Origin of the sequence: Christiangramia sabulilitoris (assembly GCF_007050985.1) — a bacterium.
Taxonomy (GTDB): Bacteria; Bacteroidota; Bacteroidia; order Flavobacteriales; family Flavobacteriaceae; genus Christiangramia; species Christiangramia sabulilitoris.
On record NZ_VHSF01000004.1, the window covers coordinates 26,934 to 50,384 of the forward strand.

General features: G+C 39.1%; 16 protein-coding genes. 7 read left to right on the forward strand and 9 right to left on the reverse strand.

The window, feature by feature from the left end:
- Positions 1-172: 172 nt before the first annotated feature.
- The 3 genes from FGM01_RS13800 to FGM01_RS13810 are packed head-to-tail and all read left to right on the forward strand — an operon-like array spanning position 173 to position 5,987.
- A complete protein-coding gene (locus FGM01_RS13800) occupies positions 173-3,262 on the forward strand; it encodes a glycosyltransferase family protein (RefSeq protein WP_143411775.1) in 3,090 nt (1,029 codons plus the stop codon).
- Entirely contained in the window at positions 3,259-4,437 is a 1,179-nt protein-coding gene (locus FGM01_RS13805; RefSeq protein WP_143411776.1) for a hypothetical protein, read from the forward strand. Before FGM01_RS13800 ends, FGM01_RS13805 begins: the two co-directional genes overlap by 4 nt.
- Positions 4,437-5,987: a cellulase family glycosylhydrolase gene (locus tag FGM01_RS13810; protein ID WP_143411777.1), complete on the forward strand. Its 1,551-nt coding sequence runs from the start codon at positions 4,437-4,439 to the stop codon at positions 5,985-5,987. Before FGM01_RS13805 ends, FGM01_RS13810 begins: the two co-directional genes overlap by 1 nt.
- Here FGM01_RS13810 and FGM01_RS13815 read toward each other — a convergent pair.
- The 3 genes from FGM01_RS13815 to FGM01_RS13825 form a co-directional block, all read right to left on the reverse strand.
- Positions 5,968-7,164: a glycosyltransferase gene (locus FGM01_RS13815; protein WP_143411778.1), complete on the reverse strand. Its 1,197-nt coding sequence runs from the start codon at positions 7,162-7,164 to the stop codon at positions 5,968-5,970. The genes FGM01_RS13810 and FGM01_RS13815 overlap by 20 nt on opposite strands.
- Before the next feature lie 87 nt (positions 7,165-7,251).
- The gene (locus tag FGM01_RS13820; RefSeq protein ID WP_143411779.1) at positions 7,252-8,502 is read right to left on the reverse strand and encodes an oligosaccharide flippase family protein; all 1,251 of its coding nucleotides are present in this window, start codon (positions 8,500-8,502) and stop codon (positions 7,252-7,254) included.
- A gap of 14 nt (positions 8,503-8,516) precedes the next feature.
- Positions 8,517-8,828: a hypothetical protein gene (locus FGM01_RS13825; RefSeq protein WP_143411780.1), complete on the reverse strand. Its 312-nt coding sequence runs from the start codon at positions 8,826-8,828 to the stop codon at positions 8,517-8,519.
- Between the two features lie 147 nt (positions 8,829-8,975).
- Between FGM01_RS13825 and FGM01_RS13830 the strand changes: the two genes are divergently transcribed.
- On the forward strand, positions 8,976-11,036 hold the full coding sequence (locus FGM01_RS13830) for a tetratricopeptide repeat protein (protein WP_243735818.1): 2,061 nt from the start codon (positions 8,976-8,978) through the stop codon (positions 11,034-11,036).
- A 533-nt stretch (positions 11,037-11,569) separates the two neighbouring features.
- Here FGM01_RS13830 and FGM01_RS13835 read toward each other — a convergent pair.
- The 6 genes from FGM01_RS13835 to FGM01_RS13860 form a co-directional block, all read right to left on the reverse strand.
- Positions 11,570-12,649, reverse strand: a complete 1,080-nt coding sequence (locus FGM01_RS13835; protein WP_143411781.1) for a mannose-1-phosphate guanylyltransferase — start codon at positions 12,647-12,649, stop codon at positions 11,570-11,572.
- Between the two features lie 124 nt (positions 12,650-12,773).
- A complete protein-coding gene (locus FGM01_RS13840; protein ID WP_143411782.1) occupies positions 12,774-13,481 on the reverse strand; it encodes a LytR/AlgR family response regulator transcription factor in 708 nt (235 codons plus the stop codon).
- 11 nt (positions 13,482-13,492) lie between these two features.
- Positions 13,493-13,813, reverse strand: coding sequence for an Hpt domain-containing protein (locus tag FGM01_RS13845; protein ID WP_143411783.1), 321 nt, complete (start codon positions 13,811-13,813; stop codon positions 13,493-13,495).
- A 23-nt stretch (positions 13,814-13,836) separates the two neighbouring features.
- On the reverse strand, positions 13,837-16,203 hold the full coding sequence (locus tag FGM01_RS13850; RefSeq protein WP_143411784.1) for a PAS domain S-box protein: 2,367 nt from the start codon (positions 16,201-16,203) through the stop codon (positions 13,837-13,839).
- Positions 16,187-16,744: a heme NO-binding domain-containing protein gene (locus FGM01_RS13855; protein WP_143411785.1), complete on the reverse strand. Its 558-nt coding sequence runs from the start codon at positions 16,742-16,744 to the stop codon at positions 16,187-16,189. The genes FGM01_RS13850 and FGM01_RS13855 overlap by 17 nt, the downstream gene beginning before the upstream one ends.
- Complete coding sequence (locus FGM01_RS13860) at positions 16,744-17,157, reverse strand: response regulator (protein ID WP_143411786.1); 414 nt, start codon at positions 17,155-17,157, stop codon at positions 16,744-16,746. The genes FGM01_RS13855 and FGM01_RS13860 overlap by 1 nt, the downstream gene beginning before the upstream one ends.
- A 423-nt stretch (positions 17,158-17,580) precedes the next feature.
- Between FGM01_RS13860 and FGM01_RS13865 the strand changes: the two genes are divergently transcribed.
- The 3 genes from FGM01_RS13865 to FGM01_RS13875 all read left to right on the forward strand — a co-directional run bounded on the left by FGM01_RS13865 (position 17,581) and on the right by FGM01_RS13875 (position 23,412).
- Complete coding sequence (locus tag FGM01_RS13865; RefSeq protein WP_143411787.1) at positions 17,581-17,760, forward strand: hypothetical protein; 180 nt, start codon at positions 17,581-17,583, stop codon at positions 17,758-17,760.
- 464 nt (positions 17,761-18,224) lie between these two features.
- Positions 18,225-18,605 (forward strand): response regulator, encoded by a 381-nt coding sequence (locus tag FGM01_RS13870; RefSeq protein ID WP_143411788.1) that lies wholly within the window; start codon positions 18,225-18,227, stop codon positions 18,603-18,605.
- Between the two features lie 319 nt (positions 18,606-18,924).
- Complete coding sequence (locus FGM01_RS13875) at positions 18,925-23,412, forward strand: excinuclease ABC subunit UvrA (RefSeq protein WP_143411789.1); 4,488 nt, start codon at positions 18,925-18,927, stop codon at positions 23,410-23,412.
- Positions 23,413-23,451 lie beyond the last annotated feature (39 nt).

The window sequence follows — 23,451 nt, forward strand, 5'->3', positions numbered from 1 at the left end:
TGTTAGGTTATTTTAATACTTCAAAAGTAGAGTCAGAACAGGCGATTTTATAGGATATTAGACAAAACCGTTTATTATTGTCGGTGAATGGAAAGTTCCTGTCGTTCAATGAGTTTGCTAAAGTCTAAAGTCGTGGTACTTTTATAAATGAATTATTTACTATTATAGTAAAATGCAAGAACAGACTAATAAGTACCTCTTAGTAGCCCTAATAATCGGGATTGTTTTCCACAGCTCGGGTATTTTCTTTACCCTGGAGAATACCTATGATGCCCTTATCCATTTGTTCTTTGCAGAACATTATGCCAACAACTGGTTTGAACCCTGGAATTATAAGTGGTACACCGGTTTTACCGTAATGGGATATCCGCCGCTAGTTCATCAGGCAATAGCTTTACTATCGTTCATAGGTGGACTTAAGTTCGGGATGTTCCTGGTGGCAATAATTGCAGTGATCTTGTTTATCACCGGCGTGTACCGATTTTCCCTTTTGATCACGGCAAATAGAAAGGTAGCTGGATATGCTGCCATTCTTGCGGTTTTTTCCAGTTCGTTCGTTGAGACATTGCATATATTTGGGCAATTGCCAAGTATCATTGGTATTTCCCTACTATTACACACTCTGCCGGAAATCTATCTTTATATAAGAACAGGGAAGTGGCAGTTTTTCTTGCGCGCTGTTTCTTTAATAGCTGTAACGGTTACTTCGCATCATGTAACCCCAATATTCGGAATGATCTTTTTTATATTTCCTCTACTTGGAATGGTAGTAATGGACGTCGCTACCGAGCGTTCAGGAAATATCAGAAATGTGAAATTAAGTTCATTCTTAAAAAGTTTTACAAGTCTTTTAAAACGAATCCTGATCTTTGGTTTCTCATCACTGGCGATCATTATCGTTTGTATTTTACCCTACTGGATCAATACCAAGAAAAATCCAATTACCCAGGTGCCCATACCGCATGGCAGCCGCGATAATTTTATAGAGGTAACCTCTTCCGGGCTTATATTTTTTATCATTCCATGGGGTATATTATTCTTTCTATTACCTTATATATTTTATCGGTTTTTTTCTAAGAGATTTTTATTTTTTGGTTTATCCTTCTCACTGTTGTTTATACTGGGAACCGGTGGAACCACTCCAATTCCAAGAGCAATCCTGGGTGAAACCGCCTTTAATATACTTACGCTGGACAGGTTTACGCTGTGGGCGTCTATTATGGCTTTGCCCATTTTTGGAGAGTTTGCCTACAGGTTCGCCGAGGGTGACCTCAAAAAACTTTTTCAGGAACGATTTGGATCTGTATACCATCGTCTTAGCGGCGCTTTACTGGCAGGAATCTTTCTATTTCTTACAGTATTTACCCTTACTATTGGTTCCTTTCGTCCCATGCAGCCGCAAAGTATTAAAATGTTGCCTATAGTGAATTTTCTGAACCAGGATCAACATGATCAATGGAGATTTCTTACGCTTGGGTTCGGGGATCAGATGGCCTGGCTTTCTGCACAAACCAGGGCACTAACCGTAGACGGAAATTATCATTCGGCCCGGCGTTTGCCTGAATTGACCACACGTGCAGTGGAAAGGCTGGAAAACTCTAAATTCAGGGGATTTGAAGGAATAGGTTCATTACAGCAATTTTTATCTATACCCGAAAAATATAATCTTAAGTACATTTTCTCGAATGATAAGTTCTATGATCCTCTGCTATATTTCAGCGGCTGGCAACGCCTGCAACAACTTGAAAATGGAATTATGGTCTGGGAGAAATTAAATGTTCCACCGCTGTCCAAAGTTATAGCCATTCAGGATGTTCCGCTATTCCTAAAGATCATGTGGGGAATAATTCCCATACTAACCGTTATCATCGCTTTTATCCTGAATATTCAGTTATTATGGATAAATACCCTGAAATCCAGGGTGCCTCTAAAGCCGGTATTCCTGATCTATAAAAATTCTTATTTCGGATTTAACAGGGGAATGTTGAACATAAATCATTTCTGGGCTTACCTTTTACTGGCCATTATTGCGGTTTCTTTGTATATGATTTATATTCAGAATAAATCTCAGGTAAGTCCCGAGAATGTCATAACGGCCTATTATGATGCGGTAGATTTTAAGGAATATGAAAGAGCTCATTCATACCTTGACCCTAAGAGCGGGAAAAGCATCTCTCAATTTATGCTTGAAGTGTCGGTAAATGATGGGATACTCAGCTCATACGCTAAATTAGACAGTATTTATGTTGAATCTAAAAATCTCAATGATACTGTTGCTCATGCAGTAGTTCATACCTCATGGGTAACGCCGCTGGAGGTGATTTACCAAACTTATGATCATGATCTCATAAGGCGGGGTAATTCATGGTATATCAAAGCATCGCAAGGAAATCCAGATCTTCCCCCAGATCAATTATTTTCAGGTAATGAAACCCGGTTTTATAATCATGGACGCAGAATGGTGACAACCCAGCAAACACATCACGAGGACGTTCTACGGCAACCCGTACTTGAGGTCCTTACGGCAAAACTGGTTAAATTCAAGGGTAGATATAGCATTGTAGGTGAAATACAGAATGTAGATTATGTCCCGGCAGATGTTGTAATAAAGGGAACCTTGTACGATGATAAGAACAGAGAGCTTGCAACTTACAATGCCGGCCAGGTAATGAAACATAAACTATTACCAAAAGAAGTAACCGCTTTTAGGGTAGATTTTGAGGGAATTGCCTGGCTGGGAGAGGGCGAAAAAATTCCTGAAACCTTTGATCCAAATATATTCACCCCGGTAGATCTCTCCTCTAAACCGGCAAGTTTTAACCTTCAATGCGCCGGGAATGTCGCAACAACAGACCTCTATAAGAATATTAATTTACATGATCTGGAATTTGATGGTGATTCTATTAATGGGAGTCTTTTTAATTTTGGTGTGCAGGAGGTGACCATCCCGCAGGTTATTTATTCCTATTATGATAAAAATTATGACATATTATGGGTAGACCATCAATACGTCAATGATGGCATCAGGGTACAACGAAAACGCTCCTTTAACCGGGAGCCCGAGAACCTCAGTAAACTATCAGTAATAAACAGCTCCATGAACAATATTTTCGTGAACGGTTTGCCTAATGCACAGATCGCCGGCAAAAGTGTACCGGTAAGAAGAAAGGACCTTTTACCTGCGACCATTCAGGAAATATCAGGCCTGGGTTATGAATACTTAAAAATAGATCTTAACAGTTATATAGGGAATCCTAAATGATATATCAGCACATTAAAATCGCAGTACTCTTTATTAGCCTGCTCTTTATATCCTCAACAAAACAATTAAATGTCGGGGCGAACGAACTACCTGTCACATCAAGAGCCGGGGAGGAGATCATTCTACAATTTAATGATATAAGTCCAAAAGCCCGTCTGTTTTTGATCTCCCCTTATGGCAAGACCCTGCTTAAACCGCAAAAGTGTGAGGATAAAACCTGTTATAAGATACCTGAATTCATTGCAAATAAATCTGGGGTAATCTCCTGGAAAGTAGAGGGAAGGCAAGGAGAGATCCTGATCCTGCCTGATGAAGGACCAGAGAAAATAGAAACTTATTTTGGGCCTCGAAGTATCCAGGCCGGAGACGGTGATTTTTCTATGCTGGTAGCTATTCCACTGGATAAATATGACAATCCACTGGAAGATGGAACCAGCGTGCAAACTCAGGAATATTATGCTGAGGTGATTCAAAAAGATAGTTTAAGCATGAAGAATATGATCGCATGGAAGAATTTCCCGACTAGAGAAAAGGCGGGGAAAATTCTGTTATCTGCTAGCAGTAGACATGTTTTTAGTAAAGAACTTAGCAGCAGGATTTATCCTTCAGTACCGGCGAATTTTCAAATTTCTTTGAATAGGATACATGATTATGCAGATGGTAACCAGGTGGCCACACTTTCAACTTCAATCTTGAAGGATCGATTTGGTAATATAGTGAGTGATGGTACTCTGGTAGACTTTCTAATTTCTACAGAAACGGGGAAAAAATTAAAGACCACGGCGTCAACGATCAATGGTGTGGCTACTGCAGGGGTGCTGCATCCGGAGAAACCAAATACCTGGAAGATCAGGGCGGTAGTGAACGGTATAGCAGATAGCGATCTAATCGAAATAAAATTCAAACCGGTTCTCAATGACTTTGAAGTGATCATAGAACCCGAATCAAAAAGCGTCAAAGTAGGCCCCCTGCAAAGTTTTCTGGATCAACAAATCCCTGAAGGTACCACTGTAACTTTAACCATTCTGAGAAAGAATAAAATAAATTTCAAAATGCAGGAAGCTACAAAGAAGGCTTATGCCATCTTTAACCTTCCCGAGGAACAGGAATTTTTAGAAAATGATATCTTTAAGGTCGAAACCCTTGGCATTACCAAATCTCTCAAAATACCTTAATGACCCAAAAATTAAGCAGAAATCTTTATCGTGCTGGTATTGTACTTAGTTTTTTAATTGTAAATGCCGCGGTTTTATACGGAATTGGCTCGATCTGGTCTTATCTAAATACCGGGGCAGACAGGTCTTCTATGTTAAAAACCGGGGTCAAAGCAGAAAAATTATATGTACCATCCATAGATTGGGATACTACCTCTTATGAAGGCCGAATTATGGAACCACAAAGTCTTAAGGAAATAGAACGGGATTACCTGAATGCGTGGTATGTGAAAAACCTGGCCTATAAGAATAATGAAGTACTTAGAATTGATGATTATTATACAGACAGTGCCCGGGTAAATATCTACAGGAACATTGCCTTTAATAAAGAAGCTGATCTGAATTTCGAGTCTACCAGTCTTGAACATCATCCCAAACTGAATTTCTACAGTGCAGATGGACAGATGGTAGTTTTTAAGGACCGTAATGTCCTGGAGTACACTCACAATTTTGAGCAGGATACATTTACTGGTACCAGCGTAGATACGGCATCCTACCAGGTAATGATGTTGCTGGAAGATGGATTCTGGAGAATAAGGCATTTAAAACGCCTGCAACCGGAATTAACCGGGATTGACACAACCCTGAATCCTGAATGGCAGGTAAAGGGTAGATCAGTTTATTTAAGAGACAGCCTTTATTCTATCAAAGGAATAAATTATTATCCCAAGGAAACACCCTGGGATATGTATGGAGATGAGTTTGATATACAAGTAATCGAGAGAGATTTTGAACTTATTCGTTCTGCAAATTTAAATACAGTACGCATTTTTATACCCTACGAAGGATTTGGGAAAAATAAGCTTGTCGAAAATAAATTAGAAAAACTGGAGAAGGTTTTAAATGTTGCTGAAGCCCAGCAACTCAAAGTAATACTTACTTTTTTTGATTTTTACGGGGATTATTCGGTCCTGGGATGGACCCAGACCCATTCTCACGCCAGGAAACTATTAAAGAGATTTAAAGATCATCCTGCTATCATGGCTTTCGATATAAAAAATGAACCAGATCTTGATTTTGATAATAGGGGGAAGGACCTGGTGACCAATTGGCTTAGATATACCATAGATCAGTTTAGGCGCTTGGCACCGGGAAAATTGGTCACAATAGGCTGGGCCAAACCTGAAAATGCTCATTTGCTAAAAGAAGAGGTAGATATGATCTCATTTCACTATTATGGCGATCCATCAGATTTTGAGAATATCTATACCAGGCTCTCTTCAAAAATTTCCAAGCCTTTGATCCTGGAAGAATTTGGAATATCTTCTTATGACGGTATCTGGAAACCATTTTCCGGAGATGAGGAGGAGCAGGCATTATATCATCAAAAAATGCAAGCGTTTCTTGCTAAAGAAAAGCTCGCATTTTTATCCTGGACCTTATATGATTTTAAGGAAATTCCCGGCAGGGTGGTAGGGCCTTTACCCTGGCGCCGGGCTTTCCAGAAAGAATTTGGTTTTTTTGATTATTCCGGCAATCCAAAGCCGGCCTTTAAGTATATCTCAAATTGAGCTTAGAATTCGTGATGTTCTTAAATTCCTCAAGATATAGCTGGGTTACCTTTTCCATTGGTAAACTGCAGGCGGCTTTATAATTAACCTCTCCTATTCTTCTGCGGTAGAGGTCATCTTTAATGATTTTTCCCAGAGAATGAGCGAGCGAATCTACATTTCCGGGTTTAAAAAATTCTCCAGTATAACCTTCTTCTTCCACTAAAAGTGCCAGGTCACCAAGACTGGGCATTACCACGGCTTTACCATAGCTGCCGGCCTGATGCAGTACTCCGGAACTACCTGTGGTAGAAGTGTAAGGAAATACTACCACTGTACTTTCACCAAATATCTTTGGAACATCCTCTTCCTGCACATATCCGGTGAAATGCAGACCTTTCACATTTTTATATTTCTCCCTCATTTCAGCAAGGTATCCCGGGGTATTGGGGCTATCTGTACCGGCAATTACAATTTCTACCTCTTCGCTGGTTGTTTTCCGCAACTTTATAACGGCCTCGATAAGTATCTCTACTCTCTTATAGGTTCCAAATTTGCCAAAGGTCATAATCTTCTTCGGCCCTGCAGGCAGATTAAAATCGGGCTCTGCAGGAGTTTCGAAGGAGCCGTGAGGGATTTGAATTATATTGGATGCACTATATTTTTCCTGTATGATCTCTACATATTTTCCAATAGTGAGGGCTACCGTATCTGCCTTTAAAATAACCCTGGTTAACAGGGTGCCAATGCTGTTGAAAATACGCTTCAGGAATTTGTTATCAGTAAAACCGGCATTTCCCAGATCTACCTGTTCCAAAATATTGTGTAAAAGAACGATATTAGGAATACCCTTAAGTCTTAAAAGTAAAGGAAGAAAAAGCCCCAGGGCTGCAGGTATTTTTTTATCACCAAATTTCATAAACTGTAAGTTGAATAATACTGCATCTGCTTGTGACTCTCTAATTGATCTATAAATGCTATATATGTTTTTATAGCTATTGAATTTCCAGCATTCCTTTACAGTAATCTTTGTATTACCTGAATCGAAATCCAGTTGTTTTTCTTCTACGGTCTCATCAGTAATTAATATTAGTTCTTCAATTTCTTCTTTCCGGGCAAAGTTTTTGGCCAGGTGATATCCATATTCATTCAGGGTTACTTTACTGGGCGGAAAGGCGGTTACTAAGGCAAGTTTCATAATTTCTATATTTCGGTTAGATTTTATTTCTATGGTAAATATCAGCTGTAAATCCCTGACACAAAGATTTCTTCGATTAGAGGCAGGTTAGCTTCGGTGAGAGGTTTTTTTGATATGGTAAAAGAAATAACCAATTTGAATGGCTAGTAAGGTTGTCATTACCAATATCTGAATCTCCACGATCTTTTCCAGACTGGAGTGCTCCAGATAAATCATCGCTAACTGAAGTATTCCAAAAATACCAGATATCAATACAGGCAGATATTTATCCAGACTTAAAAAATAATAGACGAAGACATTTGCCAGTGCAAATAGCGAACTGGCCATGGCATACTTCCAGAGCAGACCAGAGACTTCAAGATATGCATTCCCAAAGAGCATACTTATGATCAATTCAGGAACCAGCAGGTTAGTTAATATAACCAGGATACTTAAAGTGGCGACCATACCCAGGTATTTGAAGAATAACCTTGTAGTATCTTTATTTTCCTTGTGTCGTTGTACCACTTTGGGTAGCAACAACATGACAAACATCCAGGCTACAAAGTAGACGCCACGGCCTATCAAAGCCAGTGAAGCATATAATCCTGCTGAATGAGTGTCAAAAAAATGCTTCACCAATAAAATATCACCATTATTGATCAGGATCTGGGTGAGTTCATAAAAGGCCGTTACCAGGATAAACTTTTTTAAATGAGAGATATCGGTAGAACTAATGGCCGGTAATATTTTAGTTTTGATCCTTTTAAAAGGAAATATCCCGGGGAATAAAGAAATAAAAATCCCCAGCGCAACGAGTTCAGAACTTTGAAAGGGAAGCATCAAAATAAAAGCCAGGGTTAAGAATAGTCGGCTCAGCATTTCTGCCTGGTAGGTTATAGAAAGGTTTATAAACTGCTGTTCTCCCTGAAAGTAGCCCCTGTTGACACTCATTAAGAAATAAACCGGGATCCCCATTCCAAAAATCCTGAACATTCCGGAGGATTCGGTATTAAACCACAGTTGCAATTTTCCGGCCATAAGGATTACCAGTAGGCCTGCGATGCACCCCAGGTACAGACTGAATTTCCTGGAATATTTTAAAAAGGCCTCTTTTTTATCTGTATCGAAACTTCCGGTAAATTTTGCCACACTCAATTGCAGAGTCATAGCGATAAAAGAAAGAATCAAAAGAAAGGTGACCAGGATAGCAGCATCTGCAAATGCCTGAGGTCCCAGTAACCTTCCCAGGGCAAGATTGTATAAGTAGTTACCCACGTTCACGACCATTGCACTGATCATGAAGACCTGTGAGGCTTCAATTTTTAGGTTATATCTGGCAATTCTTAAGGTGGACATAGGTTTTCGGTTTATCAGGAGGTTACCTTCATTGTGTTATAAGACATCAAATCTACTCCTGCGCCCAGAAAGGCTCCGCGTATTCTTCTGTTCTCATCACCAACAAAATTTACTACTCGTCCTCTGCGTGCAGCATACATGATTAAAGCTCTGAATTCGAATACGCTGCCTATATCCATCCCGTCAAGTTGCTCCAGGCTAATTCTCACATAATGTTTCATTTTGAGAATGACTTCAAAATATTTTCTAACTTGAAAAGAATTAGAGGAAGAAAGTCTTCCGCTGATTTCAAAAATCCCGTTGTTTTCTTTGATCTTTAATGCCATGATTTCTGGTTTTTAAATTAATTACTAATGCTAATATCTTATGTATTTCAACCAACCTGCGATCTCTTTCGACGGATGGCAGCTTTCTGTAGATGAATTATCGCTAAAGTGTTTTTAACTTGCCTTAACTAAACTAAACCTACCTGAATGATAAATTTTAAAATGCGTTTGCTGTGTGTTCTCTTTACTATTACAGGATTTTTCATGCAGGGGCAGGAAATGCAGAAAGGCTTTGAGCATCTAGAAGCCGGGGAATTTTCCCAGGCAGAGATATTCTTCAGCAAGATCCTTAAGGAGCATCCCGAAAATAAAACGGCAAGACTTTGCTATGGCAGGGCAGTAGGCCTAAGTAGTGATCCAAACAAGGCGGTGAAAATCTTTGAAGATCTATTGATAGATTTTCCAGATGATCTTGAAGTAAAGCTTAATTACGCCGAATCACTCTTATGGAGTAGGCAGTACCCTGAGGCAGAAGTCTATTATTCTGTTTTGCTGGAAGAGAATCCTGAAAACTTTTCGGTTCTGCTGGGATATGCGAATACCCTTAGCAACCTTAAAAAATATAAATCGGCTACCAAGTGGGTAGAAAAAGCATTGAATTTATCGCCCGGGAATCCTAACGCGTTAAATTCCTTGAAATATATCAGGTTAGGTTACGCCAATCGGTTGCTACAGGAACGTCAATATGATCTGGCAATAGGTTTGCTGGATGATAACCTTAGGGAATTCGAAAATGATCGGGAAAGCCTTTTAAACAAAGCCAATATTTATCTTATTCTTAAAAATTCTGATGCAGCCATAGATGTTTATAAACAGCTTGCCTTGGATTCCCGGGATAGTATTCAGGCGCTTACTGGTATTTCCCTGGCATATCATATAGCTAAACGCGAAAAGGATGCTTTAAAATATGCGACGTTGGCCCGGCAAATGGCTAAAGATAGTAACGACAGTATCTCAAGGCTGATGGCAGCCGAACGATATATACAGGCCCTGATCTGGAATCATAAGTATTCCAGGGCTGAAGATCAGATCGAACACCAGCTGGAACTGTATCCGGAAAAACCCTGGGTCCTGGCCTTAGCAGCCAGCCTGGGTATGTATACGGGAGATTTCAAAAAAAGTATTAATAATTATAATCAGATTCTGGAAATAGATTCTGCCTCCTTTGACGGTAATCTAGGGATAGCGAATGCGTATTTTGCCCGAGGCGAAATCAAAGAAGCCATGGATTATGCAGAACAAACTTTAAGTTTTTATAAAAATCAACAGGATGCAGAACAACTGCTGCAAAAAATAGAATTCGGTTACAGGCCTATGCTGGAAGAAAACCTAAGTTTCTCTTTCGATAATGGAGATAACCAGGCTTTCGCCGCCGCAACCACCGTCCGCCTTCCACTTTCCACCAAACTGGAAGTACTGGGGGGATATACTTATCGCAAGACGAGGAATACAAGATCTGGCCTCGAGGCGAATTCAGATTACTTTAATCTATCAGCCTCTTACAAGATTATTCCTTCCGTGAAATTCAGGGTTAACACAGGGCTTATAAATGCCAGATCTGTGGAAACCGATTATACTAATCTTACGGGGGAGGTTGCTGCTCAGATCAAACCCTTCATGCGGGATGATCTTGAAATTGGTTATCGCAGGGATTTACAGGATTTTAATGCTGAACTCTTAAATCGTAAAATAGCGGGTAACCATCTTTTCCTAACTAATAATTATACAACAAGGTATGGTCTTGGCTGGTATTTGCAATATATGCACACCGAGCAAAGTGATGATAATAGCCGGAAGCTATTGTTTACATCTTTATACTATAGTATATTAAAAAAGCCGCTTTTAAAAGGCGGAATTAATTATCAATATATAAGCTTTGAAAAGCGTATGCCTGAATTATATTTTAGCCCTGAAAAATTTCAGGCTGCAGAGATCTTTATGAACCTTATTAGTGATGATGAGGACAAAGCTTTTAATTATGATCTTACTGCGGCGGCCGGATATCAATTTATCGAAGATGGTGACGGCCAGCCCACCTACCGTTTACAGGCCAGGGCGGGGTATAATATAAGCCAGCGGTTTATCGGTGGGGTATATGCTACCCATAGTAATATCGCATCGGCAACGGTAGCAGGTTTTACCTTTACGGAATTTGGTATCAACCTAAAATGGTTCTTTAAAGCGAAACCTCTGTTCAATTTGAAATAGATTTTTTTAAAATCCCTGTAGGGGCAGGTCGGCTTAGCAGGTTGAATTCTTCAATTGAACCCTCCGGTATGTGACTCTTTAAGATTAGTTAAGCACGACCGTTCTTTGTAACCATGGGTAATATTCAATTTATAAAATATTCTAGAGAACTAAGCTGAAACAATATGGATGCGGTTTAATCGTGGTTCCTTTAAAGGATATAATAAGAAAAGCCGGAGATATTTCTCCGGCTTTTCGCCTAACCACTTAAGTAATCTGGATCTAACCACGACCAGATTATACTGTAATAGCGTCGTTATTTTACTAAATATCGATAAGTTTTACCGGCTGTCTTCAACAACGAAGACAGTAGGGTACCTGCCGGTAAACTCATCTGAAATATCTGCAATAACATGTAGGTTAATCATGAGGCAAAAAAAGTTATTCTTATTTCTTATAGGTTAAAATTACAGGAGTATTTTCTGCAATTCCGGTTTTTTCGTTTATAGCTCTTTCTTACAGGTTGAATGGCAGAAATCTTTCGATAAGCAGTCTTAACCGAAGCTTGCACCAAATTTTTCCAGTACAGTTTGCCGAATCACTTTTATCTCCTGTTCTTTTTGTTTAGGGACTATTACCAGCACATTATCTTCTTCCAGGATCATATAATCCTTGAGACCGTCTATATAAACGACCTTGCCGGCCTGGGTTCTAATGATATTACCGGAGGCGTGTTCCGGAATAAACCTGGAATTAACAACTGTATTGGATGCGGCATCCTGGGGGAGTTCCCCCTGAATGCTACACCAGGTACCTAGATCATTCCAGGAAAAAGTAGCAGGTATTACCTTTACGGTACTTGCTTTTTCTATAATACCAAAGTCAATAGAGATATCCTGGGCCTTGTGGAAATTTTCCTCCAGGAATGAGAACTCTTCACAGGTGTTCAGGAAACTGAATCCATTTAAGAATAGTTGATACATTTCAGGCAAAAACTGCTGGAAGCTTTGCAGGATCGTATCTGTTCTCCAGGCAAATATTCCAGAGTTCCATAGATAATCACCCTCCTGGAGAAATCTTTTAGCATTTTCCAGGTTGGGCTTTTCGGTGAATCTTTTTACGTGAAAAATATTGCTGTGCGCCGAATCATCATATTGGATATAACCATATCCGGTATTAGGAGAGGTGGGAGGTATGCCGAAGGTGACCAGATCATCGCTCTGTTCAATTTCATTAAAAGCCAGTTCAATATCATGTATGAATTTATCTTCCTGGGGGATCCAGTGATCACTTGGAGCGACCAGCATTTTTGCCTCAGCATCTTTTTTCCAGATCTTTAAAGCCGCCAGAAGTATACATGGCGCAGTATTGCGCATGGCCGGTTCGCAAACAATATTAGCCGGCGTTACTACCGGCAGTTGCTCAAGAACAGTAGCTTCATATATCTTATTGGTAAGTATAAAAATATGTTCCTTAGGAACTACTTTTTGCAGGCGGGTAAAGGTGGCCTGGATAAGAGTTTGGCCACAACCAAGAATATCCTGAAATTGTTTCGGGTTCTCTGCGGTACTAACCGGCCAGAACCGACTTCCCACTCCTCCTGCCATGATTACGGCATAATTGTGATTTTTCATTGCTTAAGGTTTTACCATGCGGTGATTAGAATGATAAAGATATAAGCTTGCTAGTCTGAAGATTTTAAATATCGTCAGGCTGCGATTTTCTTAAGATGAATGTTGAATTACTATGGTTAACCGATCAAAGAAGGTTCAGTCTTTTCATTAGTTCAGGACGATTACTTCGGCTAACCGGAATCACATCTTTCTCGATAAGAACTGAATTATCTTCGATATCAATGATCTTCTTGGTATTGATGATAAAAGAACGATGGATCTTTAGAAATATATCCTGGGGTAATTTTTCTTCTATTTTCTTTAAGGTAGAGTGCACCGTGTAATTTTTTCCGAAGGTTTTAATAGTGATATAATCACCCTTTGCTTCGATCAGGTAAATACTGGAGATATCAATTTTTATCAGCCTTCGGTCTATATTTACATATAGGTCATTATCTGTCTTATTCAGGTCAGACTCTACCTCTGGTTTGGACGAGGAAGCTTTCGAGCTCAGCGCCTTTTGCACGGCTTTATCAAACCTTTCCTGTGTAATGGGCTTCACCAGGTAATCTACGATACAATCATATTCAAACGCTTCTATGGCAAAACTTTTATCTGAAGTGGTAAGTATGACATTAGGAGGATTTTTCAAAGTCTGGATAAAATCAAAACCTGTAAAATCTGGCATATGAATGTCTAGAAAAATAAGGTCTGCAGAGTTCTGGTTCAGGAATTTTATAGCCTGCATGGCATTGGGGAATTCCTGTTCCATTTCTACATGCTTATTGTTTTCAATAAGTTGTTGAATGATCAATCTGGCGGTAGCCTCATCATCAATTATAAGACATTTCATGAAGTTAGATTTTAGGTACGCTTAACAAAAGAAAGCATAAGCTGCAGGAGTTTTTCAAATTCTTCCTGCCTAATATTGAACCCTTCCCGCAGTTCATCTTCATAGGTTTCTGCGAAACGGTAGCTTTCTTCCAGCCCTAAAATACTAATTTTGTGTTTAAGTTTATGTACACTGGATGCGGCATCATCCAAATTACCACTACTTATATTATCACGCCAGGTTTGAGACTCCTCTGGTAATTCCCTTTTTACTACTTCCATAAGCCTGGCTTCAAATGCTTTATCGCCTCCTGAGAGTTGATGTATGTAAGATAAATTAGGTTGCTCGTCCATAATCGATATTTTTATATCCTGACTTATTTTTTCAGGCTGAAGTAAAAAGTGGTGCCTTTTCCCGGTTCACTTTCCAGCCAGATCCTGCCGTCATAAAGATCAATGATCTTCTTTACGATACTAAGACCAATGCCTGTTGAATTTTTATCGTTAGTGACAGAACTAAATATTTTAAAGATCTTTTCATGATATTCTTTTGGAATCCCGCAGCCATTATCTTTAATACAAAAAACATAATGGGTTTTTTCATCCCGAACCCCAATTTCCACTAAACCTTTTTCCTTATCGATATAATTAACCGCATTGCTAATCAAATTCTGGAATAGTTGCTGCATTCTCGTGGTATCGGCATAGATTACCGGTAATTTATCCTTGATCTTTACTTCTATATGATCTGGAATATAGATCATGGAAATTATATCTTCCACCAGTTGATGAGAATCTAATTCATGATTTGTCAGCTGGCTGCCATCTATGCTGGAATACTTTAGAATATTTTCAATTAGGTGGTCCATCTTTTCGACCTTACTTTCCATCAGGTCGAGATTTGTTAAACTATCCGGGCCCAGTTTCTCTTTAAAATCCTCTTTTGTCCAGGTAAGTAGAGCTGAAATATTGCGCAGTGGTGATTTGAGATCGTGAGAAACGATATGGGCATAATCGTTTAACTGCTCGTTACGCTTTTCAAGATCCAGCAATAACTCCTTCTGTTTTTCTTCCAGTTTTTTCTGTTCAGTGATATCTAGATGAATACCAATAGACCCAACTACCTTACCATTCACATCGTAATTGGGAGCACCACTTATGAGCCAGTTTCTAATTTCGCCTTTTTTGGTCTTTATTTTAACTTCATAAGAATCTGAAACACCTTTTTCCCTGTTCCTGTTCTTATCGTCCAGCACCGGCCTGTATTCATCCAGAAGCAGAAGTTCAGCCGCTTTTTTTCCTTTTAGTTCTTCTTCAGAATATCCGCTAATTTCACAAAAACTTTGATTTGCCAGTAGAATATGATCATCATTGTCTACTTCCACCAGCCCAAGGTTCATATTGGCAATTATATTTCCGTATTTTTCTTTTTGTGCCTGTAAGCTCTCCTTGTAGCGGCGTCTTATAGTAACGTCGTCGTAACTCCAGAGGTGTCCTTTATAAATCCCGTTGTTATAAATAGGGATATAACTTCGCTCATAGATTCTCCCATTTGTCAGTTTAAGTTCCTCTGCCAGAACTGGCTTTTTTTCCTTTAAAAGAATATTTATACGCTCCACGAATTTATCCTGATCCTCGAAGTGATGTTTAGATTCCTCAGCGGCATTACTACAATCTGCACCAACTAATGCCTCCGGAGGCGCCGGGATACCAAACATATTACAGAACTGCTGATTGGTTAACTGGATCTTCCTGTTCTCATCTTCCAGGAGAATTCCGGTTTGCAGGTTCATGATAAGAGTAGACATCCGGTTTTCAGACTCTTTTAATTTTTCATTAGAAATTTTCTGCTCGGTAATATCTTCTACCGTAGCAACCTGGTATTCTATAGCTCCATTATCATCTCTTACTGCGGTTACAGACGTTTTGGCCCAGACTATATTATTATTTTTAGTGATATAACGCTTTTCTGTAATAAAACTGTCGAGTTCACCGGTTTTCAGTTTTAATTGCATGACCCTGGACTCTTCCCGGTCTTCCGGATGCGTTAGATCCTTTACGTCTAATGGTTTTAGCTCTGCTTCTTCATACTCGAACATCTGGCACATGGCCTCGTTCACAACCAGGAATCCCGGTACTTTGGGGTCTAGCAGGCATACTCCAATAGGGGAGTTTTTAAAGATGATATCCAACTGCTGTTTCTGCAGTTCCATGATCTTTTTCATACGGGTGTCCCGGGTGATATCCCTGGCAATTCCCTGTGCAGCTATAGGTTTGTGATTTTTGTCATAGATGATACTCGCATTTATCTGGACCATCTTTTCTTCGCCATTCCTGGTGCGTATTACCGCTTTATAATTATTAAACCGGCCTTTTTGATATAGCTCTTTAAAAGACGCCACCGTGTATTCATAATACTCTTCTTTAACCAGCTGCATTAGATTTACAGGCTCTTTCTCAATATCATACCCAATTAGGTCTATGGCTGCATCATTCATCTTAACCACTTCACCATCCAGTTTCATAACCACATAAGAGTCAATGATGTTCTCAAAAACGCCTTCTAGTTCAGAGGTTTTACGATTTAGAAGTTCCTCGAGCTTGGCATTAGATTGTTTTAATTTTTCTGAAAGTTGATAGAGTTCTGAAGATTTTTGCTCTAAAATAGCCTCGGCAGCTTTTCTGGCTGCTTTTTCACGTTTGAGGGCTCTTTCATAAACTTCGATCTTATTGGTTAAATGCATAAGGTTGTCTATTGATACTGAATTTCACCTGGCTTCCATCTTCTTTTATTAACTCAAGATCTATATTATAGCTGGAATCGTAATGTTCAAATGTCTTTTCCATTAATGCCCTGGCGAACATGAACATAGAACGCTCTGAATAATACATCATTTCGAGATAATTGTCATCTTTTTTGATGATTTTAAAAGTTGGGAGCTCCGCTCCCGGATAGATCTTGCGCACTTCCACATGAATATGATTTTCTATTGAAGCGAGCATCGAAATAGGGTCGGAATAAAGACTGAATATATTGGGGTGGTGTCTTAGAAGAACACTGAAGAAATACCGGCCGTAGGCGTAAATAAGATCATTCACCTCTATCCCGGTTTCTTTACTCAGGTTCACGATGAGCTGCTGCATTTCAAAGAAATCATAAGTACCTACAGAAGTATAGACGCCCTCTGACGATAATTTAGATTTCATTATAATACTGTCTACTACTTCCAGGCCAAATTCCTCTTCGACCATTTCCAGAAATTCTGTAAATACGATTCCTTTCATTAAGCTTTTATAAGTTCGTTCATACTCCAGTATTCCAGCAGGGATTTAAGTTTGGTGACATAATCATCATACTTAAGAGGTTTGATCATATACCCGGCAATACCAATTTTATAACACTCCAAAACATCCTTTCGGTTATTGGAGGTGGTTAGAATTATTGTTGGAATATACTTTAAAACTTCATCATTCTTAAGGATTTTCAGAAAATCTATCCCGTTCATCCTGGGCATATTCAAATCCAGAAGGATTAAATCTGGTAAATTATGGGGGTCATCCAATTGTGTTAAAGCCTCTTTACCGTCACAGGCTTCGGTGATCGTATGTTTAAAATCCAGCGTATTCAGGGTACGATGCAATTTCATTACTTCAATCTCATCATCTTCGATGAATAATATATTCAATTTATTTCTCATAAGTGGTTCGTAAGGCTTTAATCCTTTAAAGGTGCGATAATATAGTAGTGATTTGTAAAAGCTTCGATTAAATCAATTCAAGTGTCGGCAGAATGCAGGTAAGTTTCGATGAATGGATCTCGAGAAGTCTTTGCCGCCCTGTATTTTATTTGAATCTAATTACCACGAAATTTTAAACTATTTAAATCATTCCTTACATTTTTATTTTCCCCGTGCTTCAACCTAAACCATAGCTTAGTATTTATGACAAACCATTCCATTTCATCTATTCTTCTATTATTATCTGGTGATCTGATAGCCCAGTTAGAAACCAGTTATGTTTATATCCAAGTGGATTCTGTCTAAAACAGCAAAGAAAATTCCTTAACTAAGGAACAGGTAATTCATATCAAGGGTGATAAAATAACACGTGTTGAAAGAAATATGCAAATTCCCCAGGATGCAGAGATCATAGACCTTAGCGATTACCTTGTACTCCCTGGCCTTATCGATGCTCACTCACATGTTCTGTTCGATCAGGAGATAAAAGATGATTTTTCTGAACACAGTATTACGACACTAGTCCTGGAAAGTGATGCCTTACGGGCATTGAGAGGCGTGTAGGCGGCAAGATCGTAACGGGATGTAGAGATTAGGTTTATCAAAGATCCGGGGGAATTTCGAACCAATTCTTAAAAGTATTTCTGTATTTCACCGGGGAAGAAGAACAGTTAGAAAAATTCAGTGTGCTTGAAAATTCAGATTCAACCGATAAGGTTGAGAATTCAGAAGCAGAAGAAGTAAAGGAAGTAGAGCCGGTTTAAATAAGGAAGCTTAACCTTTTTTTAAAAAGCATCTCTTAGGGGTGCTTTTTTAATTTTTTAGATGAAGTTACGGTGCAGTGTAATTATCAGTTTTTTAAACTGAACAAACAAAGGAAATATTATTTACCTGAAAATGAAGGACTCCTGGAATTCCAGTTTTTTGAACTGTAAAAAATATATATAATTTATTCTTAAACTTTATTCCGATCGCGACCTCTTCAGTATATTTAATCATACAGATCCTTGCAATCTTAAGACGACTTCATGCAGTATGATAAAATATTCCTGATAGATGATGAGCCTCTCATCAACGCGATACAATCTTTAATGATACAGAAGCATTTTCCTGAAACAGAACTGCTGCGGTTTAATTCTGCCCGGGAAGCTTTGAAAAACTTGCTGGACCTGGACCTTGCCAGTACAAAACTTTTAATCTTCCTGGATCTTAATATGCCGGTTTTTGATGCGATTGATTTCTTAAAAGAACTGGATTCCCAGGATCTTAAAATCAATCCCGATATTTATATACTTACCTTTTCAAAAAACCCCAGGGAGATCGATTTTGTAGAAAACCATAAGCTGGTAAAGGATGTATTTTCAAAACCACTGGACGCAGAAAGGATTACTTCAATCCTGCAATCCTGAATTTGTTCTGAAAAAATCCAAAGCCACAACACGAAAGTTCTGTAAGGAATCTATATACTGAATCATAGGAACAAGAACGGATTTACCTTCAGGAATCAAATTAAATGTAAGGTATTATCTGCCGTCATTTCTATATATGGCTTTACATTACTCTGTAGCTGCTTTTTCAGGATCAGCATTTAATATGGTCTAAGAATACTCCGTAACCTATTTCATTTTTGATACATGGCAGCTAAGCAGGCCTTCATAAAGGCCAGGGGAATCAAACTCCAGAATCTTTCTATCTTTATTTATTCAAAACGAAATATAAAATCCCTGCATGCGCATCATCAATGCCCACCAGAACAACCTTAAAAATATAGATCTTGATATCCCCGTAAACCAGTTGATCGTGATCACCGGTTTGTCTGGTTCAGGGAAATCATCTTTGGCTATGGATGTGATCGCAAACGAAGGATATCGCTATTTCCTGGAAAGTCTCTCTGCCTATAATCAGCAAAATGCACGGGCCATACCTACTGCTGAGGTGGATGCTATTGAATCTTTACCACCGGTCATCAGGGTTGAGCAGTCTAAACGATTTCAGACGTTAAACGCCACCTTTGGAACTTTATCTGAAATTGCCGCAATTTTCAGAATCATTTTTGCCCGATATTCTGCAGAAGAAGCTTTGAGTAAATCCCTGTTCTCTTTCAATCATCCAAAGGGAGCTTGTGAGCGCTGTCACGGGATTGGACAGGCAGAATATATAGATATTGACAAACTGGTTGGAGATAAAAGTAAAACCTTAAGAGATGGTGCTATTAATACCACCTTACCCAATGGGTATATTGTTTATTCACAGATTACCGTGGAGGAACTTAATAAGGTTTGTCAAGCTCACGGTTTTAATGTAGACATTCCCTGGAAAGACCTGTCTGTAGAACAACAGGAGGTAATTTTAAATGGTAGTGACCGTATCAAGGTCTTTTTTGGAAAACATAGTATTGAATCAAGGCTCAGGTGGAAAGGCCTTAAAGCTAAACCACGGGAAGAAGGATTTTATAAAGGTATTCTGCCAATTATGAATGATATTCTTAAACGAGACCGTAACCCCAATATCCTAAAATTCGTAAGCTCGAAATTATGTCCCGAATGTAAGGGAGCTCGTATAAAACCGGAACATTTAAAGTTTGAATGGAAAGGTTTGAATTTTCAGGATTGGATGGATCTCACTCTCACCGATCTATATACCAGGTTGCAAAGCCAGGATTACACTGCGGGAGAAAAACTGCTGGTTGATAAAATTAATACAGCCCTGATTGATCTTATTAATCTGGGGATGGGAGAATATTGCTTAAGTACACCGAGTTCCGAAATTTCTTCAGGAGATGGACAGCGCATAAAATTGATCAGGCAGGTAAATAGCAATTTACAGGGAATTCTTTATGTTTTTGACGAGCCTTCTATAGGTCTGCCAGAGAATTATCAGCGATTTCTGCTTTATATATTTAAAAGATTGATAAGCCGGGGTAATACGGTAATGGTGGTAGAACATGACCTTAATTTCATACGCTCGGCAGACTGGATCGTGGAATTAGGTCCAGGAGCCGGGATACATGGGGGAGAAGTTATTTTTAATGGTGCTGTGAGTAAATTTTTAAAGGCAGAAAATATTTCAAGTCCAACCCTGGAAGAAATAGCAAAACTGGATAATCGACCTGTAAGGCCTCAGGTTTTCGTCGATGAAGCAGCTTTTCAACTGCAAAAAGGCTCCCTGAACGTGGTAAGCAGAAAGAGCTTTGCTATTCTGGATAAACTAAATGATCATGCTGAAAAAAATGACCTTAATCTTCTTATGGTAACAGACCAACCGATAGGAAAAACACCAAGAAGCAATCCTGCAACCTATACCGGGTTGGCAGATGGGGTTCGCGACCTGTTCGCTAAAACAACCCAGGCCAAAAATTTGCAGCTGTCAAAAGGAGCCTTTTCGTTCAATAATAAAGCGGGAAGATGTGAAAATTGTGAAGGAGCGGGGGTTATAACACTTTCCATGAGCCTAATGGGATCTATAAACCAGGTGTGTCCAACCTGTAATGGAAAGCGATTTAAACCCGAGGTATTAAAAGTAAACTGGAACGGTAAAAATATATCAGAGGTTTATGATCTTGGTATTTCTGAAGCGTATAAATTCTTTACTGGCGAATCAAAGATCAGCAGGATTTTATCATTGATGATCGAATTGGGACTGGGTTATATTAAACTTGGTCAACCTTCCAACACGCTTTCCGGAGGTGAAGCGCAGCGAATTAAACTTACAAAACACTTTGCCAGACAATCAAAGCGAACACTTTTAGTAATGGAAGAGCCCGGGATAGGGTTGCATCAGCAGAATGTAAGACAAATGCTGCAGGCTTTGCACAGGCTAAAAAAAGAAACTGCCGGGATTATTTGTTTTGAAAACAATGAACTATTTCAAAATTCTGCAGATGTGTGGTTAGATAATTCTCTAAAGGCTGAACCTACATATGTAAATGAAATTCATGATCTACAAAAGGATGAAATCAGTCTTCGGGGAGCCAGAACACATCATCTTAAAGACCTTAATGTTAGTTTTCCAAAGAATCAGTTAACGGTAATTACCGGAATCTCGGGGTCCGGAAAATCCTCTTTAGCCATAGATACCCTGCATGGCTATGGACTTCAGGAAATGACCAAACAATTTTCTGCGTATCAGCAATCAAGAACCGGAGTGAATTTTCAACTTGATGTTGATCATATTGAAGGCTTAAGTCCCACTATTTGTATTAGTAGAAAGGAAAAGAGCTTTACAGAGAGATCAGATATCGCTAAACAAACAGGTATCGAAAAAATACTTCGGTTTGCATTTTCCAGGAAGGCACAATATCTGGGAAAGGAATTATCTGCAAGTCATTTCTCCAATAATCATGATCTGGGAAAATGTCCTGTTTGCGACGGAATAGGGGAAGAGCTTCTTCCGGATATCAATAAAATTGTACGCGACAGTGATAAAAGCATTTCTGAAGGTTTATTTGAACATAATAAGGCATTGGCCTATTACGGCCAGGCAGACAGTCAATTTATGGCTATTGTTAATGAAATAGGTAGTAATTATGATTTCAATCTGGAAACTCCATTTAAGGACCTAACCAGGCAGCAAATTAAAATACTATTTCATGGAACCGGAGAGACTGAATGGACCACCCAATGGAATTTTAAGACCAGGACCAGGAAAGGAATACAGGAAGTGAAAATGCCCTGGAAAGGCTTATTTAATTATTTAAAGGAAGAGTACTATAAGACGAGGAAGAACAAAAATATAGAAAAGCTGAAGGATCTTTTCGAGCCTTCTACGTGTAGTAAATGCTCAGGAAGTGGATTAAAACCCGGGAGGCTTGAATTTAAGATCGTAGGAAGCTCTTTTCATGAAATCAAATCTCTCGACTTTAAAGGACTTCAAAAATGGCTGTCTTTGAAAACAGATGAAGAAATTGATCAAAAACTAATCGCCGGGATCAGGCCTATGGTTGAAAACACCATTAAAAGAGCCACACAATTACATATAGACCACCTTCAACTAAACAGAAAATCTATTACGCTTTCAGGAGGGGAAAATCAACGGGTAGCTATAATTACCCAGCTTAATTCTCCACTTACAGGCATTACCTATCTCCTGGATGAACCTTCTGCAGGTCTTTCAAGAGACAATATTCCTGATCTTATTCATATTCTGAAAGAGATCATATCCAGGGGAAATACGGTAATTGCAATTGAACATAACAAGGAAATAATATTTGCGGGAGATCATTTGATCCAGCTGGGGCCCCAGGCCGGTAAACTCGGAGGTTATATAACTTTTGAAGGCACCCCGGGCAAATTTTTGAATACCCGGGAATGTCACCCTTTTCTTCAAAGGCAAACAAAGCCATTCCTGCCCGAAAAGGGAAAAGAATCGATCAAAATTAAAAATTTATCCAGGTATACTTTAAAGAAAGATTATCTGGAAATTCCGGTAGGTTCCATTACAGCCATAAGCGGAAAGTCCGGGATAGGAAAAACTACCCTGGTCAAAGAAATTCTGATACCATCAATTGAAAGAAATACTGCTGTAAATTGCGGAAATTTCCAATCTCCGAAGAGATATAACGGAGCGAAGTATTTTGAAACCAGGAAGCTAAGATCTCATGCCACAACCCTGCTCGTTACCTACCTGGATCTACTGAAGGAAATAAGTAAAATCTTTGCCGGTCATACCGGGCTTAAGGCCAGGGATTTCTCCTATAAAAATAAAGCAAGTCAGTGTCCAAACTGTAAAGGGAAAGGTTTTATAGAGACCAGCCTGGATGTTGCCGCCAACATCATTGAAAAATGTGAAGTGTGTAAAGGCCTGCGTTACCAGGAGCATGTGTTAGCCCACAGGGTAGATGCTCAAAATATAGCTCAGGTGCTGGCTCTTAATTTAGAGGAGTTAAGAAACTGGCTTGGAGATAAAGCAATTTCTGACAAGATCCTAAGACAACTGGATTTGCTAAAGGATATTGGGTTGGGGCACCTGGGATCAGATCAACCTGTACAGTCTTTATCTTCTGGAGAGAAACAGCGGCTACTACTTCTAAACTGGTTGCAGTCACAGGAGAACGGGATGTTGTATGTTCTGGATGAGCCCAGTACCGGTCTGCATTTTGAAGATCTAGATCTGTTATTCGATATTCTGAAAAAACTTGGTAAGCAAAATGATATTCTTATAATTGACCATCACCCATATTTACTGGAGAAAATTGGGATAGGAATGACGCTGAATTGAAGTATTTTATCTTAATGAAAAAAGTGCTGAAATCAACTT

Bases quoted from the DNA above. Each gene is read 5' to 3' on its own strand.
- FGM01_RS13800 (WP_143411775.1), top strand. From the start codon at position 173: ATGCAAGAACAGACTAATAAGTACCTCTTAGTAGCCCTAATAATCGGG.
- FGM01_RS13805 (WP_143411776.1), top strand. From the start codon at position 3,259: ATGATATATCAGCACATTAAAATCGCAGTACTCTTTATTAGCCTGCTC.
- FGM01_RS13810 (WP_143411777.1), top strand. From the start codon at position 4,437: ATGACCCAAAAATTAAGCAGAAATCTTTATCGTGCTGGTATTGTACTT.
- FGM01_RS13815 (WP_143411778.1), bottom strand. From the start codon at position 7,164: ATGAAACTTGCCTTAGTAACCGCCTTTCCGCCCAGTAAAGTAACCCTG.
- FGM01_RS13820 (WP_143411779.1), bottom strand. From the start codon at position 8,502: ATGTCCACCTTAAGAATTGCCAGATATAACCTAAAAATTGAAGCCTCA.
- FGM01_RS13825 (WP_143411780.1), bottom strand. From the start codon at position 8,828: ATGGCATTAAAGATCAAAGAAAACAACGGGATTTTTGAAATCAGCGGA.
- FGM01_RS13830 (WP_243735818.1), top strand. From the start codon at position 8,976: ATGATAAATTTTAAAATGCGTTTGCTGTGTGTTCTCTTTACTATTACA.
- FGM01_RS13835 (WP_143411781.1), bottom strand. From the start codon at position 12,649: ATGAAAAATCACAATTATGCCGTAATCATGGCAGGAGGAGTGGGAAGT.
- FGM01_RS13840 (WP_143411782.1), bottom strand. From the start codon at position 13,481: ATGAAATGTCTTATAATTGATGATGAGGCTACCGCCAGATTGATCATT.
- FGM01_RS13845 (WP_143411783.1), bottom strand. From the start codon at position 13,813: ATGGACGAGCAACCTAATTTATCTTACATACATCAACTCTCAGGAGGC.
- FGM01_RS13850 (WP_143411784.1), bottom strand. From the start codon at position 16,203: ATGCATTTAACCAATAAGATCGAAGTTTATGAAAGAGCCCTCAAACGT.
- FGM01_RS13855 (WP_143411785.1), bottom strand. From the start codon at position 16,744: ATGAAAGGAATCGTATTTACAGAATTTCTGGAAATGGTCGAAGAGGAA.
- FGM01_RS13860 (WP_143411786.1), bottom strand. From the start codon at position 17,157: ATGAGAAATAAATTGAATATATTATTCATCGAAGATGATGAGATTGAA.
- FGM01_RS13865 (WP_143411787.1), top strand. From the start codon at position 17,581: ATGCAAATTCCCCAGGATGCAGAGATCATAGACCTTAGCGATTACCTT.
- FGM01_RS13870 (WP_143411788.1), top strand. From the start codon at position 18,225: ATGCAGTATGATAAAATATTCCTGATAGATGATGAGCCTCTCATCAAC.
- FGM01_RS13875 (WP_143411789.1), top strand. From the start codon at position 18,925: ATGCGCATCATCAATGCCCACCAGAACAACCTTAAAAATATAGATCTT.